The 18,709-nt window shown below is 60.0% G+C and carries 17 protein-coding genes; 14 read left to right on the forward strand and 3 right to left on the reverse strand.

Annotated features, from left to right (window positions below; translation table 11 throughout):
- Positions 1-20: 20 nt before the first annotated feature.
- The 3 genes from BLU46_RS24975 to phhA all read right to left on the reverse strand — a co-directional run bounded on the left by BLU46_RS24975 (position 21) and on the right by phhA (position 2,470).
- Positions 21-1,217: an amino acid aminotransferase gene (locus BLU46_RS24975; RefSeq protein WP_093207456.1), complete on the reverse strand. Its 1,197-nt coding sequence runs from the start codon at positions 1,215-1,217 to the stop codon at positions 21-23.
- The gene (locus BLU46_RS24980; protein WP_003214616.1) at positions 1,217-1,573 is read right to left on the reverse strand and encodes a 4a-hydroxytetrahydrobiopterin dehydratase; all 357 of its coding nucleotides are present in this window, start codon (positions 1,571-1,573) and stop codon (positions 1,217-1,219) included. Before BLU46_RS24980 ends, BLU46_RS24975 begins: the two co-directional genes overlap by 1 nt.
- 105 nt (positions 1,574-1,678) lie before the next feature.
- Positions 1,679-2,470: a phenylalanine 4-monooxygenase gene (gene phhA / locus BLU46_RS24985; protein WP_063028067.1), complete on the reverse strand. Its 792-nt coding sequence runs from the start codon at positions 2,468-2,470 to the stop codon at positions 1,679-1,681.
- A 266-nt stretch (positions 2,471-2,736) separates the two neighbouring features.
- On the opposite strand from phhA, the gene BLU46_RS24990 reads away from it, so the two are divergent.
- The 14 genes from BLU46_RS24990 to BLU46_RS25055 all read left to right on the forward strand — a co-directional run bounded on the left by BLU46_RS24990 (position 2,737) and on the right by BLU46_RS25055 (position 18,693).
- Positions 2,737-4,302: a sigma-54-dependent transcriptional regulator gene (locus BLU46_RS24990; RefSeq protein WP_093207461.1), complete on the forward strand. Its 1,566-nt coding sequence runs from the start codon at positions 2,737-2,739 to the stop codon at positions 4,300-4,302.
- Between the two features lie 307 nt (positions 4,303-4,609).
- Positions 4,610-5,350, forward strand: a complete 741-nt coding sequence (locus BLU46_RS24995) for a flagellar basal body rod protein FlgF (RefSeq protein ID WP_063028071.1) — start codon at positions 4,610-4,612, stop codon at positions 5,348-5,350.
- Between the two features lie 63 nt (positions 5,351-5,413).
- The gene (flgG, locus tag BLU46_RS25000; protein ID WP_017477441.1) at positions 5,414-6,199 is read left to right on the forward strand and encodes a flagellar basal-body rod protein FlgG; all 786 of its coding nucleotides are present in this window, start codon (positions 5,414-5,416) and stop codon (positions 6,197-6,199) included.
- 53 nt (positions 6,200-6,252) lie between these two features.
- Positions 6,253-6,948 (forward strand): flagellar basal body L-ring protein FlgH, encoded by a 696-nt coding sequence (flgH, locus tag BLU46_RS25005; protein WP_010166028.1) that lies wholly within the window; start codon positions 6,253-6,255, stop codon positions 6,946-6,948.
- 27 nt (positions 6,949-6,975) lie between these two features.
- Positions 6,976-8,064, forward strand: coding sequence for a flagellar basal body P-ring protein FlgI (locus BLU46_RS25010; RefSeq protein WP_032899355.1), 1,089 nt, complete (start codon positions 6,976-6,978; stop codon positions 8,062-8,064).
- A gap of 4 nt (positions 8,065-8,068) precedes the next feature.
- Positions 8,069-9,334, forward strand: a complete 1,266-nt coding sequence (flgJ, locus tag BLU46_RS25015; RefSeq protein ID WP_093207467.1) for a flagellar assembly peptidoglycan hydrolase FlgJ — start codon at positions 8,069-8,071, stop codon at positions 9,332-9,334.
- A 10-nt stretch (positions 9,335-9,344) separates the two neighbouring features.
- Complete coding sequence (flgK, locus tag BLU46_RS25020; protein ID WP_063028075.1) at positions 9,345-11,378, forward strand: flagellar hook-associated protein FlgK; 2,034 nt, start codon at positions 9,345-9,347, stop codon at positions 11,376-11,378.
- 14 nt (positions 11,379-11,392) lie between these two features.
- Positions 11,393-12,976, forward strand: a complete 1,584-nt coding sequence (locus BLU46_RS25025) for a flagellar hook-associated protein 3 (protein WP_063028077.1) — start codon at positions 11,393-11,395, stop codon at positions 12,974-12,976.
- A 303-nt stretch (positions 12,977-13,279) separates the two neighbouring features.
- Positions 13,280-14,209: a ketoacyl-ACP synthase III gene (locus tag BLU46_RS25030; protein WP_063028079.1), complete on the forward strand. Its 930-nt coding sequence runs from the start codon at positions 13,280-13,282 to the stop codon at positions 14,207-14,209.
- Between the two features lie 265 nt (positions 14,210-14,474).
- Positions 14,475-15,920, forward strand: a complete 1,446-nt coding sequence (locus BLU46_RS25035) for a flagellin N-terminal helical domain-containing protein (RefSeq protein ID WP_063028081.1) — start codon at positions 14,475-14,477, stop codon at positions 15,918-15,920.
- Positions 15,921-15,995: 75 nt separating this feature from the next.
- Complete coding sequence (locus BLU46_RS25040; protein WP_093207474.1) at positions 15,996-16,358, forward strand: flagellar protein FlaG; 363 nt, start codon at positions 15,996-15,998, stop codon at positions 16,356-16,358.
- Between the two features lie 79 nt (positions 16,359-16,437).
- A complete protein-coding gene (fliD, locus tag BLU46_RS25045; protein WP_063028084.1) occupies positions 16,438-17,838 on the forward strand; it encodes a flagellar filament capping protein FliD in 1,401 nt (466 codons plus the stop codon).
- A 144-nt stretch (positions 17,839-17,982) separates the two neighbouring features.
- Positions 17,983-18,372, forward strand: a complete 390-nt coding sequence (gene fliS / locus BLU46_RS25050) for a flagellar export chaperone FliS (RefSeq protein ID WP_026077955.1) — start codon at positions 17,983-17,985, stop codon at positions 18,370-18,372.
- Between the two features lie 24 nt (positions 18,373-18,396).
- A complete protein-coding gene (locus BLU46_RS25055; protein ID WP_063028086.1) occupies positions 18,397-18,693 on the forward strand; it encodes a hypothetical protein in 297 nt (98 codons plus the stop codon).
- The last annotated feature ends 16 nt before the right edge of the window (positions 18,694-18,709 follow it).

The following is an 18,709-nucleotide window of genomic DNA, read 5'->3' on the forward strand; positions in this document are numbered from 1 at the left end:
CTGGGATCCGGTTTCTTCAGTCAGATGTGGGAAACATCCGCGATGGCTTCGGCCAACAGCGTCAACCGCGTCGCATCAATCCCCGCCACGTTCGCACGCCCGGAATTGACCATATACACGCTGTGCTGCTCCCGCAGTTGCTTCACCTGTTCCGCACTCAAGCCGGTATAGGAAAACATCCCGCGTTGCGCCGCGATATGCGCAAACCGCTCCGACAACCCATGGGGCGCCAGCGCCTCCACCAGCCCGGAACGCAGCTGCGCAATCCGCGCCCGCATCGCTTCAACTTCCTCGGCCCACTGCTTTTTCAGCCCGGCGTCACCGAGAATCGTCGCCACCACAGCAGCACCATGGTCCGGCGGCGTCGACCACAAGTTACGCGCAATAAACGCCAACTGGCTGCGCACATCCGTCAGCTTCTCGGCATTCGTCGTGCACACAATCAGCGCGCCTACACGGTCGCTGTACAGGCCAAAGTTCTTCGAACAAGAACTGGTGATCAGCACTTCAGGCAGCTCAGCCGCGAAAAGTCGCACCGCCCATGCATCTTGTTCCAGGCCATCGCCAAAACCCTGATACGCAAAGTCGATCAGCGGCAGCAGCTCGCGCTCTTTGACAATCTTCAGCACCTGGCGCCAGTCATCCTGGGACAGGTCGAAGCCGGTCGGGTTGTGGCAGCAGGCATGCAGCAGCACCACGTCGCCCTTGGGTACCGTGGCCAGCGTGGCCAGCATCGCCGCAACATCCAGGCGATTGTCGCTGCCCACATATGGGTAATGGCTGACCTTGAGCCCGGCCTTGGTGAAGATGGTTTCGTGAATCGGCCAGGTCGGGTTGCTCAGCCACACGCCGCGGCCGGGCAGGCTGTGGGCGATAAAGTCAGCGCTCAGACGCAGCGCGCCGGTGCCGCCAGGTGTCTGGGTGGCGCCGGCGCGGCGTTCACTCAGAAGCGGCGAACCAGCGCCCAGCACCAATTCACTGATCAGCGTGCCGAAGGCGGCATTGCCGTGGCCGCCGATGTAGGTTTTGGTGGTTTGTTGTTCCACGAGGCGCTGCTCGGCCAGTTTCACCGAATGGGGGATCGGCGTCAGGCCCTGGTCGTCCTTGTACACGCCCACGCCGAGGTCGAACTTGTTCGGGTTCGGGTCCTGGGCATACAGCTCCATCAGCCCGAGGATCGGGTCCCCGGGCACCCGGCCAATTGCGTCGAAATGCATTACTTGCGGCCCTCGGCATCCTTGGCCACTTCGTCGGTGCGCGCAGCCATGATGAAGTCGTTGCGGTGCAGGCCCTTGATGGAGTGGCTCCACCAGGTCACGGTGACCTTGCCCCATTCGGTGAGCAGGCCCGGGTGATGGCCTTCAGCTTCGGAGATCACACCCACGGCGTTGGTGAAGGCCAGGGCAAATTTGAAATTCTTGAACAGGAAGACCTTTTCCAGCTGCATCACGCCGTCGCGTACTTCGATGTTCCAGTCGGGGATCTGCTTGATCAGCACCGGCAATTCTTCGTCGCTGACTTGCGGGGCGTCGGCGCGGCAGGCTTCGCAGTGGGCTTGGTTCAACGTGGTCATGTGGGTATTCCTGAAATCGAGTGTTTGGAAAACGGTCGTCAGTGGCGTCACCCTAAAGCAACGCGGGGCCAGGGAACAGACTCACCTGGCCCGAAAAGCCACAGCTCAAGCCGCTTTGGGCTTGGGCGGAAACTTCGGTGCGTGCAGACCCAGCTGCATCCCGCGTTCAACCATGCCCATGATGTCTTCCTGCGCCACTTCGAACAGGCGCTTGAGGTTGGGCAGGGCGAAGTACAGCGGTTGCAGGATGTCGATGCGATACGGCGTGCGCATTGCTTCCAGCGGGTCGAAGGCTTGGTGCTCAGGTTCGTCCGAGAGGCAGTACACGGTCTCCTTGGGCGAAGACAGGATGCCGCCGCCGTAGATGCGCCGGCCTTCGGGCGTGTCCACCAGGCCGAACTCGATGGTCATCCAGTACAGGCGCGCCAGGTACACGCGCTGTTCCTTGGTGGCGGCAAGGCCGAGCTTGCCGTAGGTGTGGGTGAATTCCGCGAACCAGGGGTTGGTCAGCAGTGGGCAGTGGCCGAAGATCTCGTGAAAGATGTCCGGTTCCTGCAGGTAATCCAGCTCTTCACGGGTACGAATAAACGTCGCCACCGGAAACTGCTTATTGGCGAGCAATTCAAAAAAGGTCTGGAAGGGGATCAGTGCCGGCACCCGGGCGACTTGCCAGCCGGTGGTCTCGGCCAGCACTTTGTTGACTTCCGCCAATTGCGGAATGCGGTCATGGGGCAGGCCGAGCTTGTCGATGCCGTCCAGGTATTCCTGGCAGGCACGGCCCTCGATCACTTTCAGTTGGCGCGTGATCAGGGTGTTCCACACCGCATGTTCTTCGGGCGGGTAGTCGATAAAACCGTTCGCGTCGGGCTCGCGGGCCACGTACTGCGTCTGCTTCATACTGCTCTCCTGCTAGGCATTCGTTCTTGTTATGTCCTGGGATGAGCCTATTGATACGCCGCCTGGACCAGGAATCCATCCTCTTGCGGCACGGGTCTGTAGGAAAAGTTACTGGAATTCGTAAAGTTTTCGTTACGGTTGAGGCGTCTAGTTGTGTATGTGGCGTGTTTTGGGTGTGAATCGCCTCGCGACTGTCACATAATCTTGACGACTATCTGCGCCCAGCGGCAAAAAGACGCAGCGCCTCCACCTCTTCGGGCCTTCACATGCGTATCAAAGTGCATTGTCAGAACCGCATCGGCATCCTGCGGGACATCCTCAACCTGCTGGTGGAGTACGGCGTAAACGTCGCCAAGGGCGAAGTCGGTGGCGAACACGGCAACGCCATTTACCTGTTCTGCCCGAATCTGGTGAACCTGCAATTCCAGGCATTGCGCCCGCAGTTCGAAGCGATTGCCGGGGTGTTTGGCGTCAAGCGGGTTGGGCTGATGCCCAGCGAACGTCGGCACATGGAACTCAACGCGCTGCTGGGAGCGCTGGAGTTTCCGGTGCTGTCCATCGACATGGGCGGCTCCATCGTTGCCGCCAACCGAGCGGCGGCGCAGTTGCTCGGGGTGCGGGTGGATGAGGTGCCGGGCATTCCGTTGTCGCGCTACGCCGAAGACTTCGATTTGCCGGAACTGGTACGGGCCAGCAAGTCGCGGATCAATGGCTTGCGGGTCAAGGTCAAGGGCGATGTGTTCCTGGCCGATATTGCGCCGCTGCAATCCTCTGAACATGACGACAGCGAAGCCATGGCCGGCGCCGTGCTGACCTTGCACCGTGCCGACCGCGTGGGTGAGCGTATCTACAATGTGCGCAAGCAGGAGCTGCGGGGCTTCGACAGCATTTTCCAAAGCTCCAAAGTCATGGCCGCCGTGGTGCGTGAAGCCCGGCGCATGGCACCGTTGGATGCCCCTCTATTAATAGAAGGCGAAACCGGCACCGGCAAAGAGTTGCTGGCCCGCGCCTGCCACCTGGCCAGCCCGCGCGGGCAGTCGCCGTTGATGGCGCTCAACTGCGCCGGTTTGCCGGAGTCCATGGCCGAGACCGAGTTGTTCGGGTATGGCCCCGGTGCTTTTGAAGGGGCGAGGGCGGAGGGCAAGTTGGGGCTGCTGGAGCTGACGGCGGGCGGCACGTTGTTTCTCGATGGCGTCGGGGAAATGAGTGCGCGGCTGCAAGTGAAGTTGCTGCGCTTTCTGCAGGACGGGTGCTTTCGCCGGGTAGGCAGTGATGAAGAGGTGTACCTGGACGTGCGGGTGATCTGCGCGACGCAGGTGGACCTTTCCGAGCTGTGCGCCCGGGGCGAATTTCGCCAGGACCTTTACCACCGTCTCAATGTGCTCTCGCTGCATATCCCGCCGCTGCGCGAATGCCTGGATGGTTTGCCGCCGCTGGTGGAGCACTTCCTGGATCAGGCCAGCCGGCAGATCGGCTGCCCGCTGCCCAAGCTGGCGCCTGCGGCGATGGATCGCCTCAGCCATTACCACTGGCCGGGAAATGTGCGGCAGTTGGAGAACGTGCTGTTCCAGGCGGTTTCGCTGTGTGAGGGCGGCACGGTCAAGGCTGAGCACATTCGCCTGCCGGACTATGGCGTGCGCCAGCCGCTGGGGGATTTTTCCCTGGAAGGCGGGTTGGAGGAGATCGTCGGACGCTTCGAGAAGGCGGTGTTGGAGCAGCTGTATGCCGAGCATCCCAGCAGTCGACTGTTGGGCAAGCGGCTGGGCGTATCTCACACCACCATTGCCAACAAGTTGCGCGACTACGAAGTCGTCAAAGCCGAACGCGGTTAAACCTGTGGGAGCGGGCTTGCTCGCGAATGCGGTAGGTCAGTCGGTACATAGGGTGACTGACACTCCGCATTCGCGAGCAAGCCCGCTCCCACATGGGTTCTTTGTCGGTCTTGATACCTGCACTTGCCGTTAGCGGCATAAGTCCGCCGTTTTTTCGACTCTCTTCCTACTGCCCTAAGCTGCTACCTGCCGGCAAACCCCCGCTCCGCCTGGACTTTTCCGTATTTCCAAAAGTTGGTTCGCAAATTGCTTAAGCCTCATCAGTACAGCGGTGGGCGGCAAGCGTCCGTCAGAAAGAGGAAAGAGCGTGGATAAGTACCTTTACGTGGCAATGACCGGCGCCAGCCAGAATGCACTGGCGCAGAAGGCCCACGCCAACAACTTGGCGAACGTTTCCACCAATGGTTTTCAACGCGACCTGGAACAGGCGCGCTCGATGCCGGTGTTCGGTGACAGCTTTCCGGCGCGGGCCTTTGCCTTGACCGAGCGCCCAGGCACGGATTTTTCCCCTGGCGCGATGATTGAAACCGGCCGTGACCTCGACGTGGCCGTCAGCGGCGACGGCTGGATGGCCGTGCAAAACCCGGATGGCGGCGAGTCCTACGTGCGCAGCGCCAGCATGAACGTCGATGCGCTGGGCGTGCTGCGGGCCGGCAACGGGATGCCGATCATGGGCAACGGCGGCCCGATTGCCGTGCCGCCCCAGCAGCAGATCGAAGTCGGCCAGGACGGCACCATCAGCATCCGCGCCATGGGCGAAGGCCCGCGAGTGATGGCTGAAGTGGACCGGATCAAGCTGGTGCAGCCCGACCTCAAGAACATGACCAAGGGCCTCGACGGCACCATCCACACCAAGGATGGCCAGCCGGCCCAGGCCGATGCCACCGTCAAGCTGACGTCGGGCTTCCTGCAGGCGAGCAACGTGAACGCCGTTGAAGAAATGACGGCGGTGCTGGCTCTGTCCAAGCAGTTCGAATTGCACATCAAGATGATGAACAGCGCCAAAGAAGACGACCAGGCCATGACTCGCGTTCTGGCGATGAGCTGATAGCAGCCACACACTAATTTTTGTAGCGCGGCGCCATAAAACAGGCGCACGAAGGAGAAGAACATGCTTCCTGCTCTATACGTTGCCAAAACCGGTTTGTCCGCCCAGGACACCAACCTGACCACCATTTCCAACAACTTGGCCAACGTGTCGACCACGGGTTTCAAGCGTGACCGCGCCGAGTTCCAGGACTTGCTCTATCAGATCAAGAAGCAGCCTGGCGCCCAGTCGACCCAGGACAGCGAATTGCCGTCGGGCCTGCAACTGGGTACCGGTGTGGCCATCGTTGGCACTCAGAAGAACTTCAGCGCCGGTAACTTGCAGCAAACCGGCCAGCCGCTGGACTTGGCGGTCAACGGTAAGGGTTTCTTCCAGATCCTGCAGCCGGACGGCACCACCACCTACACCCGCGACGGTACGTTCCACCTGGACGCCAATGGCCAGGTCGTGACCGCCAACGGTTTCGCGCTGGAGCCGGCGATTGTGGTGCCGAACAACGCCCAGACTTTCACCGTCGGCAACGACGGCACCGTGTCGATCACTGTGGCCGGCAACCCGGCCTCCCAGGTGATCGGCAACCTGCAAACCGCCGACTTCATCAACCCGGCCGGCCTGCAGGCGATTGGTAACAACCTGTTCCTGGAAACCGCGTCCAGCGGCGCGCCGCAAATCGGCACCCCTGGCCTTAACGGTTTTGGTACCACCCTGCAAAGCACCCTGGAAACGTCCAACGTCAGCACCGTTGAAGAGATGGTCAACATGATCACCACTCAGCGCGCCTACGAGATGAACTCCAAGGTGATTTCCACCGCCGACCAGATGCTTTCGTTCGTAACGCAGAATCTGTAATCAAGTCTATGGGGCGCTCTTGAAGGCGCCTGCAACACCGTGAGGTATGGGTCATGAATCGCTATGTTTCTGTTCTGGCATTGAGTGGGATTGCTGCGCTGGCGGGCTGTGTCGCGCCGACGCCAAAGCCCAATGATCCGTACTATGCGCCGGTGTTGCCACGCACGCCGTTGCCGGCGGCCGCCAACAATGGCTCGATCTACCAGGCCGGTTTCGAACAGAACCTGTACAGCGACCGCAAGGCCTTCCGGGTGGGTGACATCATCACCATCACGCTGAACGAGAAGACCCAGGCGAGCAAGAACGCCAACTCGCAGATCGGCAAGACCAGCAAGACCAGCATCGGCCTGACCTCGTTGTTTGGCGGTGTACCGAACACCAACAACCCGCTGGGCAGTGGTGACCTGAGCCTGGACGCCGGTTACAGCGGCGACCGCGCCACCAACGGCAAAAGTGCGGCGGGGCAGGGCAACAGCCTGACCGGTTCGATCACCGTGACCGTGGCCGACGTGCTGCCCAACGGCATCATTGCCGTACGCGGCGAGAAGTGGATGACCCTCAACACCGGTGACGAACTGGTGCGCATTGCGGGCATGGTTCGCGCCGACGATATCTCCACCGACAACACCGTGCCGTCGACACGGATTGCCGATGCACGCATCACCTACTCGGGTACGGGTTCGTTTGCTGACGCCAGTCAGCCGGGCTGGTTTGACCGTTTCTTCCTTAGCCCGCTGTTCCCTTTCTAGGTGATCACTTTGAACTTCAAACAGCTGATGGCTGCGATGTTGCTGCTGGCCCTGAGCGCAGGCGCCCAGGCTGAGCGCTTGAAAGACATCGCGAGCATTTCCGGCGTCCGGTCCAACCAGTTGATCGGCTACGGCCTGGTGGTGGGGCTTAACGGTACCGGTGACCAGACCACCCAGACCCCGTTCACCCTGCAGACCTTCAACAACATGCTTTCGCAGTTCGGCATCAAGGTACCGCCGGGTTCGGGCAACGTGCAGTTGAAGAACGTCGCGGCGGTGTCCATCAGCGCTGACTTGCCGCCGTTTGCCAAGCCAGGGCAGGTGGTCGATATCACCGTCTCGTCCATGGGTAACTCGAAAAGCCTGCGGGGCGGCACCTTGCTGATGACGCCGCTCAAAGGTATCGACGGCAACGTCTACGCCATTGCCCAGGGCAACCTGGTGGTGGGCGGCTTTGACGCCGAAGGCCGTGACGGTTCGAAGATCACCGTCAACGTGCCGTCGGCCGGCCGGATTCCCGGTGGTGCCTCGGTGGAGCGCACCGTGCCCAGCGGCTTCAACCAGGGCAACAGCCTGACCCTGAACCTCAACCGTTCGGACTTCACCACTGCCAAGCGCGTGGTCGACAAGATCAATGAGCTGCTCGGCCCGGGCGTGGCCCAGGCCATCGACGGTGGTTCGGTGCGTGTCACCGCTCCGCTGGACCCAAGCCAGCGTGTGGACTACCTGTCTCTGCTGGAAAACCTTGAGGTTGACCCGGGCCAGGCGGTGGCGAAAGTCATCATCAATTCGCGGACCGGCACCATCGTGATTGGCCAGAACGTCAAGGTTTCGCCAGCGGCGGTGACCCACGGCAGCCTGACCGTGACCATCACCGAAGACCCGATCGTCAGCCAGCCTGGCCCGTTGTCCAACGGCCAGACCGCCGTGGTCCCCCGTTCGCGGGTGAATGCCCAGCAAGAAGCCAAGCCGATGTTCAAGTTCGGCCCTGGTACCACCCTGGACGAGATTGTCCGCGCGGTGAACCAGGTGGGCGCAGCGCCCGGCGACTTGATGGCGATCCTCGAAGCATTGAAACAGGCCGGCGCCTTGCAAGCCGACCTGATCGTGATCTGACGCCATGGCCATGGACATGCGCAAAAGCGGCCTGACCAGCACGGCGGACTCGGGTTCTTATTCCGACCTCAACCGGCTCAACCAGTTGAAGTTCGGCGACAAGAACAGCGACGGCAACATGCGCAAGGTCGCGCAGGAATTCGAGTCGCTGTTTCTCGGCGAGATGCTCAAGTCCATGCGCTCGGCCACCGAAGCCCTGGGCAAGGACAACCCGCTGAATACTCCGGCGGCCAAGCAGTACCAGGAAATGTACGACCAGCAGTTGGCGGTCTCCCTGTCTCGTGAGGGCGGTGGTATTGGCCTGGCAGACGTGCTGATGCGCCAGATGCAGAAGAACAAGCCGGTGGACGCCCAGGCGGCCACCTTGCAAGGCCCGGCCGCACCGGCGAAGAAGGTGGATGTGCCGACCGAAATTGCCGCCGGTACCAAGGCCGATGGCCCGCTGGGCCGCAGCAATGGTCAACGGCCTTTGTGGGCGTACCGCGTGGCGGTGCCTGAAGGCACCAACTCCCACGCCAACGATATGGCGCTGATGAATCAGCGGCGCATCTCGTTGCCGAGCAAGCTGACGGATCGCCTGCTGGCCGGCATCGTGCCGGGTGCCGATGCCACCACCACTGCCGCCAAGGCCGCGCCGCTGCGTAACAGCGCCGCCGATGACGGTGTGGTCAACAGTTCTGCCCGCAGCCTGGCTGCACTACCCCCGCGCGGACAAATGCAGGTTTACGGTCGCGCCGTGGCCCAGCCGCCGCTGGCACCCGCGAAAAAAGCCTTCAGTTCGCAGGATGAATTTGTCGCCACCATGTTGCCGATGGCCAAGCAGGCCGCCGCGCGGATTGGCATCGACCCACGCTACCTGGTGGCCCAGGCCGCTTTGGAAACCGGCTGGGGTAAATCGGTGATGCGTGCCGAAGACGGCACCAGCAGCCACAACCTGTTCGGCATCAAGGCCGGCCAGAGTTGGCAGGGCGAACAGGCCCGGGCGATCACCAGCGAGTTTCGCAATGGTGCGATGGTCAAGGAGACGGCGCAGTTCCGTTCCTACAACTCCTACCAGGACAGCTTCCATGACCTGGTGACGTTGCTGCAAAGCAATGATCGCTATAAAGAAGTTGTGAAATCAGCCGACAACCCGGAACAGTTTGTGCGCGAGTTGCAAAAAGCCGGTTATGCAACCGACCCGGATTACGCCAGCAAGATTTCGCAGATCGCAAAAACGATGAACAGCTACCAGAACTACGCTGCCGCGGGCGCTTCCACTCATTTATAAGGTCTGAATCATGAGTTTGCTCAATATCGGGATGTCGGGGCTCAATGCCGCCCAAGGATCGTTGTCGGTCTTAAGTAACAACATCGCCAACGTCAACACCCCGGGATACTCGCGTCAGCAGACCACCCAGAACGCCAGTGCGTCGAATGCGTTCGGCGGTGTGTTCATCGGCACCGGTACGACCCTGGCGGATGTGCGCCGGGTGTACAACGACTTCCTGAACACCGCTTACCAGAACAGCACCGCGCTCAATAGCGACGCCAATGCTTACTTGGGCCAGGCCAGTGCAATCGACAAGACCCTGTCGGACAAAAGCACCGGCATGTCGGCCGTGCTCAGCGCCTTTTTCGCGGCGGCGCAGGCTTCTGCAGCCACGCCCAGTGATGTGTCCGCCCGGCAATTGCTGGTGACCAGTGCCCAGACCTTGAGCAACCGGTTCAACGCGATTTCCTCGCAGTTGACTCAACAGAAAGAAAGCATCAACGGCCAGTTGAGCACCATGAGTGATCAGGTCAACAAGCTGACCTCCTCGATTGCATCCCTGAACAAGCAGATTTCCCAGGTCCAGGGCTCGACGAGCAACGCGCCCGCCAACCTGCTGGATGCGCGCAACGAAGCGGTGCGCTCCCTCAATGAACTGATCGGTGTCACGGCCACTGAAAAGGACGGCCAGGTCAACATCACAACCGGCACCGGCCAGTCGCTGGTAGACGGCGATGTTGCCAATACCATTTCGGCAGTGCCGAGCAAGAACGACAGCAGCCAGTACACCATTCAGATCAACATGGGCAGCACCTCCATGGACATCGGTTCGGTGGTCAGCGGTGGCAGCATTGGCGGCCTGATGCGTTATCGCAGTGATGTGCTGATGCCGGCCATCAATGACTTGGGCCGACTGGCCATCGTCACCGCCGATACCGTCAACAACCAGTTGGGCCAGGGCCTGGATTTGAATGGTGATTTCGGCTCTTCGCTGTTCTCGGATATCAACAGTGCGGCCGCCATCTCCCAGCGTAGTCAGGGGACCGCGGGTAACAGCGCCGGCTCCGGCAACCTGAATGTGTCGATTGCCGACAGCAGCAAGCTGACCACCTACGACTACAAGGTCACGTTTACCAGCGGCAACCAGTACAACGTGGTGCGTTCCGATGGCAAGGCCATGGGCTCGTTCGATACCACCACCACGCCGCCGCCGGTGATTGACGGTTTCACCCTGGCGCTGGATGGCAAAGGGCCGATGGCGGCGGGTGACAGCTTCAAGGTCAGCCCCACCAGCAATGGCGCCAGCGGGATCGGCGTCGACCTGACGGACCCGAATAAACTCGCATTCGCCGGCCCATTGGCGGGCGTTGCCGGCAAGAACACCGGCACCGGCACGTTCACGCCGCCGCAGTTGACGGTGCCGCTGGATATTCATGGCGGTGCCGATACCGCCCAATTGCGCACCGGGATCGAAAACTCGATGCCGGTGAAAATGGTGTTCGGCGATAAGGCCGCGGACGGCACACAGCCGTACACCGTCACCGACGCCCAAGGCTTCAAGATCGGCACCGGCAGCATCATTCCGGGCCAGGGCAACAAGATCACCATCAATGTGCCGATGCGCGACGCCACCGGCGCCGTGATCACCGGCAAGAGCTTCAGTTTTGACACCACCGTTGGCGGCTCGCCGGCCAATAACGACAGCACCACCTTCTCCTTCAACAGTGGCGCCACCTCCGACGGCCGCAACGCCCAGTCGCTGCTGGCGCTGCAAACCAAGGCAACTGTCGGTGTGACGGACGGCAACGGGGGCGTGAGCCTGGTCAGTGCCAACAGCCGCCTGGTGTCCCAAGTGGGTTCCAAGGCTGCCCAGGCCAATACCGACAGCACCGCGACCGGTGCGCTGCTGACGGCGAACAAGGCGGCCGCCAACTCGGTGTCCCAGGTCAACCTGGATGAAGAGGCGGGCGACATGATCAAGTTCCAGCAGTACTACACCGCGTCGTCGCAGATCATCAAGGCGGCGCAGGAAACCTTCAGCACACTGATCAACGCACTTTAAGGGAGTCTGGGACGATGCGTATTTCTACACAGCAGTATTTCGACACCAGCTCCGCCAAATACCAGGACAACTATTCCGGTGTGGTGAAGGCCCAGGACCAGGCGAGTTCCGGCGTCCGGGTGCAGACCGCTTCCGATGACCCGGTGGCTGCTGCCCAATTGCTGATGCTGCAGCAGCAGAAAGACATGTTGGGGCAATACAACACCAACATCACCACCCTGCAAAACTCCCTGACCAACGAAGAGAGCGTGCTGCAAAGCATCAATAACGCGCTGCAAACCGCCCAGGGCCTGGCGCAGCAGGCCGGTAACATCGCCAAGAGCGATGACGATCGCAAGGCGATTGCCGCCCAGGTAGGAGCGCTTGAGGACCAGGTGCTGGGCTTGCTCAACTCCAAGGATTCCAGCGGCAACTACATGTTCTCCGGTGCCAAGACCGATACACCGCCGTACACCCGCAACAATGACGGTACTTACACCTACCAGGGTGACGAGACGCCCCTGAGCCTGCAGATTTCCAACAACCTCTCGATCTCCATGGGTGATACCGGCAAGGCGCTGCTGGAAAGCTCGTCCAATACCGGTCGCACCCAGGCCACGTTGCTGCCGCCTGCCGTGAATGACGGCACGGTGGGGATCTCGGCGGGGCTGGTCACGTCGAGCACGAAGTTTGCCAACAGCTTTTCCGATGGCCAGCCGTACAAGCTGACCTTCTCCAGCAGCACCCAATACAGCGTGACCGACAAGGACGGCAACGACGTCACCTCGGAGATCACCGGTAACGGTACGTTTGACTCCACCAAGGAAGGCTCATCCAGCGTCAGCCTGCGGGGTGTCACGTTCGACATCCGGCTGAACCTGGGCAAAGACGTTGCGTCGGGCCCGGCATCCGATGCGCTGGTGGCGGGCAAGCAATTCTCCCTGGCAACCAAGCCTGACAGCTTCAGTATTTCCCGTACGGCAAGCAATCCGTCCACTGCGCAACTGACGGGTGGCACGGTCACGGATTCGGCGGCTTATACCAGCACCTTTCCCAACTCGGGTGCGGTGATCAAGTTCACCAGTGGCACCGATTACCAGGTGTTCGCCCAGCCGTACTCCGCCAATAGCAAGGCCATTGCCAGCGGCACCATGGCTGCCGGCGCGACGTCGATCACCACGGCCGGCCTGACCTTTGGTGTGAGTGGCACGCCAGGTGCCGGTGACCAGTTCTCGGTCGGCGCCACCAGCAACAAGAACATGAATGCCCTGGACACCCTGGGCCAATTGCGCAAGGCCCTGGAAACCCCGGCCGACGGCAATCCGGTTGCCTTGAATAACCTCAAGGACGTGGTCGCCACGAGTATTGGCAACCTGGGTAACGCTTCGGCGCAGATCGACCAGGTTCGCGGCTCCATTGGTGCACGCCAGAGTGCGATGGATATCCAGAGCACGGAAAACACCAGCCTGGGCCTGGCCAATACGTCCACCATGTCGTCCCTGGCCAACGTTGATATGGGGCAAGCCGCCATTGACCTGACCTTGCAGCAGACCATGCTGCAGGCCTCGCAACTGGCGTTCGTGAAAATCTCCCAGTTGAGCCTGTTCAGCAAGATGTGATTCGAGCAGCTGCAAACCTGCGGCTCACCCTGGAAACGGGGTGGGCCGTTGTGGTTTTTGGCGCTTGTATGTCCCCGTGTTTCGCACAAAGCGCAGAAAATTGAGTGACCTGTGAGTCATAAAGCGCATCTTCACTGTATCGTGTGAAAAGGATAGGTCGTCGCCAGGTCTCTGCGAGGGCCTGCCGCCAAGGTGTAAAGGCGGTTTTCGGCGAGTTTTTTGCGGGGTTATCCCCATTATTGTCAGCACCCGGCGACGTGTCTCGCGGGGTGTTCTCCAGCTATTTAGTATTGGGAAGCCACAATGATTGGCATAAAAAGCATCGCCAGTTACGTGCCGGCAGACGGGATCGATAACTACGCCCAGGGTGCCAAATTCGCCAAGGATGAAGAATTCATCATTGGCAAGATCGGTTCGGCGTTCCTGCCGCGCAAGGATGCTGCACAGGAAACCTCCGATCTGTGCGTCGAGGCGGTCAACGCCTTGTTTGCCAACAACCCCGATTTGAAGCGCGAATCCATCGATGCGCTGATCGTCGTCACCCAGAACGGCGACGAAGAGGGCTTGCCTCACACCGCCGCCATCGTCCAGGACAAACTGGGCCTGCCGACTCACGTGGCGGCCTTTGATATTTCCCTGGGCTGCTCGGGCTATGTCTACGGCATCTATGCGATGAAGGGCTTCATGGAAGCCACTGGCCTGAAAAACGGCCTGCTGGTGACCGCCGATCCGTACTCGAAGATCGTCGACCCGGAAGACCGCAACACCACCATGCTGTTCGGCGATGCCGCTACCGCCACCTGGATGGGCGAAGACGCGCCCTGGCAGTTGGGCAAGGCCAAGTTCGGCACTGACGGTTCCGGTGCGCCGCACTTGAAGGTCAGCGATGGCGTGTTCTTCATGAACGGCCGCCAGGTGTTCAACTTCGCCTTGCTCAAGGTGCCGGCGCATTTGCACGAGCTGCTCAATGAGTCGGACCTCAAGGCTGACGAGATTGACGCATTCTGCATTCACCAGGGCAGTGCGGCGATTGTCGACGCCGTGGCCCGGCGTTTCGAAGATGCACCGGTGGACAAGTTCATCAAGGACATGGTCGAGACCGGCAACACCGTGTCCTCGAGCATTCCGCTGCTGCTGGAAAAGCATATGCTCGACTCCACCTGGAAGCGCGTCGCCATCAGTGGTTTTGGCGTGGGCCTGTCCTGGGGCTCGGCGATTTTGCATCGCCCTTGATGCCTTAAAGGCGCTGCACAAAAAAACGCCCATGATCGAAAGATCATGGGCGTTTTTATTTGGCGCCAAAAAGCCAGCAACTGCGGGGGTTTGGGCCGTCGTAAATGCTTGAATTACAAGGGGTGGCATCGTGCTAGTAAAAAAAATCAAAAAAGTCCTCAAGCAACCTGCTTTCACGACGATAACTATTACGAAGGTTCTCTAGGCCACACCCGGCGGTTGCCAGGGCCGGAAGCCGCAGTAAACAACCCACGAGGATTTCGTCATGGCTTTAACAGTAAACACTAACCTTGCTTCGTTGAACGTTCAGAACAACCTGAACAAGGCTTCCGGCGCCCTGCAAACTTCCATGCAGCGTCTGTCCTCCGGCCTGCGTATCAACAGCGCCAAAGACGATGCGGCCGGCCTGCAAATCTCCAACCGTCTGACCAGCCAGATCAACGGCCTGGGCGTTGCAATCAAGAACGCCAACGACGGCAGCTCGATTGCTCAGACCGCTGAAGGCGCCATGCAGCAGTCCACCAACATCCTGCAAAGCATGCGTACCCTGGCTCTGCAATCCGCCAACGGCTCGCCAAGCGCTGAAGACCGTAAGTCGAACCAGGCTCAATACGCTGCTCTGACTGCTGAATTGACCCGTATCGCTACCACCACTACTTTCGGTGGCAAGAACCTGCTGGACGGTTCTTTCGGTACCACTTCGTTCCAGGTCGGCGCCAACGCCAACCAGACCATCGACATGAGCATCGGTAACGTTGCGGCCAACAACATTGGTTCGCAGCAGCTGAAATCCCAAGGCGTTGCTCCAAGCGCAACAGGCGTTGCCGGCGGCGCGATCGCTGTTACCGGTGGCGGCCAGTCCTCCAACCTGACCATCGCTGCTGGTGCTTCCGCCAAGCAGATCGCTGCTCAGATGAACGGCGCTGTCGGCGGCCTGGCTGCTACTGCCAGCACTGTTGCCCAGTTCACCGTTGACTCCGCTGCCATTGCTGGTGCAACCCCTGCCAGCGCTAACTTCACCCTGAAAGTCGGCAGCGGTACTGCGGTCCAGTTCACTGGCGTAACCAGCACTTCCGATCTGGCTGACCAGCTGAAGTCCAACGCTGCCAAGCTGGGCATCACCGTTAACTACGATTCGACCACTCAAGCGCTGTCGGTCAAGTCTGACACCGGTGAGAACCTGACCTTCAACGCTGGCGACCCAGGCGCTGTTGCCGGTATCAAAGTGGCTACCCAAGACGGCACTGGCACCTTCGGTACTGCCGTTGCTCTGGCTAACACCGCGATCATCGCTACTGGTGCAGTTTCCCTGAACTCCTCCAGCAGCTACTCCCTGAGCGGCGCCGGTGTGACTGGTCTGTTCGCAGCGACTGGTACTGCTGCCAACTCCACCAAAACCACCGTTAACAACACCGACATCACCACTGCTGCCAACGCACAGAACTCGATCGACGTGATCACCCAGGCGATCTCGGACATCGACTCCCAGCGTGCCGGTCTCGGTGCTGTACAAAACCGTTTCGACAACACCGTTGCTAACTTGCAGAGCATCTCGGACAACTCCAGCGCCGCTCGCGGTCAGATCCAGGACGTTGACTACGCTGCAGAAACTGCTCAGCTGACCAAGCAACAAACCCTGCAACAGGCTTCCACTGCGATCCTGTCCCAGGCCAACCAACTGCCATCCGCTGTACTGAAGCTGCTTCAGTAATAGCCATCGGTAGATGACTGACGGAAGGGCGCGTTTACGTGCCCTTTTGTCTTTTGCGTGATGAGGAGATTGGACATGGACATGAGCGTCAAGTTGAACCTGTCTTATCCTGCTGCCCCAACGCCACAGAGTGCGCCTGCCCCTGTGACTGCCGACTCGCAGACCCCCAAGGTTGATGCGACCGTCGCAGCAGTAAAGCCCAAGCAGGAAGCGAAACCGGACGACCTGGAAAAGGCCGTCAACGATATTCGCAAATTTGTCCAGGCGGCCCAGCGCAACCTGGATTTTTCCATTGATGACTCCACCCATCAGGTGGTGGTCAAGGTCATCGCGACCGAAAGCGGCGAGGTCATTCGTCAGATCCCGTCGGAAACCGCATTGAAACTCGCACAAAGCCTTCACGACGCCAGCAACGTGTTGTTTGACGCTAAAGTCTGAGCTGGCATGAATTTTGTTGCTGTAGCTGCTTGAGGCGTCGTCCGTCAAGAAAGCGCCAGCCCCGATCAGGAGAAGAGTCATGGGTGATATCACGGTAAGCGGCCCGGTTACGGGGATTAATACCGAGTCGATCGTTACGGCCTTGGTGAACGCTGAACAAGCGCCCAAGCAGTCGCAGATCAACAAGCAGACGCAAACGTCGACCGCCCAACTGTCCTCGATCGGCAAGATTCAAGCGGCGCTGGATGCCTTCCGCGGCGCCATGGACAACATGACCAAGGACGCCAGTATCGGCGGCCTGACGGCGACCACCTCGGATGCCAATGTTTCTACCGTCACCCTGGGCGCCGGTGCTTCTGCCGGGAGCTACTCCTTGATCGTCAGCCAACTGGCGACGGCTTCGAAAGTTGCTACCCAGACTTATGCGGCGGGGGCGAAGACGGTCGTCAATACCGGCACCACTGCGACGACCCTGGAAATTTCCCAGTCAGGTCAGAGCTATGGGGTCAGCGTTCCACCTGGAGCGACGTTGCAGCAGGTGCGTGACTCAATCAACGCGCAATACAGCAGCGCAGGTCTGAGTGCCAACATTCTGACTGATGCCACCGGTTCCCGACTGGTCGTGACGTCTTCCAATACTGGCGCCGGTACCGATATCAAGCTGGGTGGCAACTCCGGTTTGGATACTGGCTCTTCAGTGGTGGGCAGCCCGCCGCAGAATGCGAAGTACACCATTGACGGTACTGCTCAGGAATCCAAGAGCAATACCCTGTCCGACGCGATCAGTGGTGTGAGTATTAAGTTGGTGGCGGTGTCTCCGCTGCCCACCGGCAGCAAAGATGAAAAGGATCGGATAGCATCAACCATCACCGTCACGCGTAGTACCGACACTCTCAAGAGTTCGGTAAAGGGTTTTGTCGACACCTATAACGCCCTGATGACCGCGATCAATACCGAGACCGCCGTCACTACCAACGCGGATGGTTCCACCACTTCTGCTGCGCTGACGGGCGATTCCACCATGCGCGGTTTGCAGACGGCCGTGCGTGCTCAGCTGAATGCGTTGGCCGGTACGGGCACATTGAAATCCCTGGCCCAGTTTGGTGTGAACACTGACCAGACAACCGGCAAGTTGAGCATTGACGACAAGGTGTTCAGTGCCGCCATCGCCACCAATCCCACCGACATCGGCGGCATTTTCAATGGTGACAATGGCCTGTTGGCGCGTATGAAATCTGCGACCGACAGCTATGCGGTGACCAACACCGGCGTCCTGGCCACGCGTTCTTCGACGCTGTCGGCCAACCTCAAGGACCTGCAAAACCAGCAGGACACCCTGACCGCGCGCATGGCTGCCCTGAAGACAAGCCTGACCGCCAAGTACACGACCATGAACAACCTGGTGGCTCAGCTCACCAGTCAACGCTCCAGTGTCATGACCACGCTCAACGCGCTGAACAAGACCTCCTCGGACAGTTGATCCTCAATGAAGCCGCCCGGTGAAGTGAATAGCTTCGCTGGGCGGGATCTTCAGCAGACCGCCGGCTTAAAGTTTTTTGCGACACCGTCGACATAATAGTCAGAGCCCATTCTTTTTAGCTGTTGCCTGTCACGAGGTAGAAACATGAATCCCATGAGAGCCCTTCGCCAATACCAGAAGGTCAATTCCCATGCCCAGGTCTCCGAAGCCAGCCCGCACCGTCTGGTTCAAATGCTGATGGAAGGCGCGCTGGACCGCATGGCCCAGGCCAAGGGCGCCATGGCTCGTGGTGACATCGCGCAAAAGGGCCTGTTGCTGGGCAAGGCGATCGATATCCTGATTGGCCTGCGTGACGGCCTGAACCCGGAAAAAACCGATGATCCGGCCGCCTTGCAGCAATTGGATAACCTGTACGCCTACATGACCACGCGCTTGCTCGAAGCCAATACCAAGAGCGATGTGGCAATGATCGACGAAGTAGCCGGCTTGATGATTACGCTCAAGGAAGGCTGGGACGGTATTGCAACACTGTAGGCCTGCTGGCCTGAGGAAGACGTTATGAACCACGCCCTGCAACGGATTGACGAGACCCGCGAAGCCTTGATGGACGCATTGGCCGCACGTAACTGGGACGCCATCGGCGAACTGGACCTGGGGTGTCGTGCGGTGATTGATGAGGCGCTGAGCAATGCGCCGGTGGACGAAGATGCCCTGCGGGAAAAGCTGGAGAGTTTGCTGGAGGTGTATCAGCAGCTGCTTGAGGTGACAACCGGGGAGCGTCAGGCGATTTTCGAGGAGATGTCGCAGATCAACCGAGCGGAAAGTGCGTCAAAGGTTTACCATCTGTTCGGCTGAAGGCTCAGTTAATCCG

The sequence above is a fragment of the Pseudomonas yamanorum genome, from assembly GCF_900105735.1.
Lineage (GTDB): Bacteria > Pseudomonadota > Gammaproteobacteria > Pseudomonadales > Pseudomonadaceae > Aquipseudomonas > Aquipseudomonas yamanorum.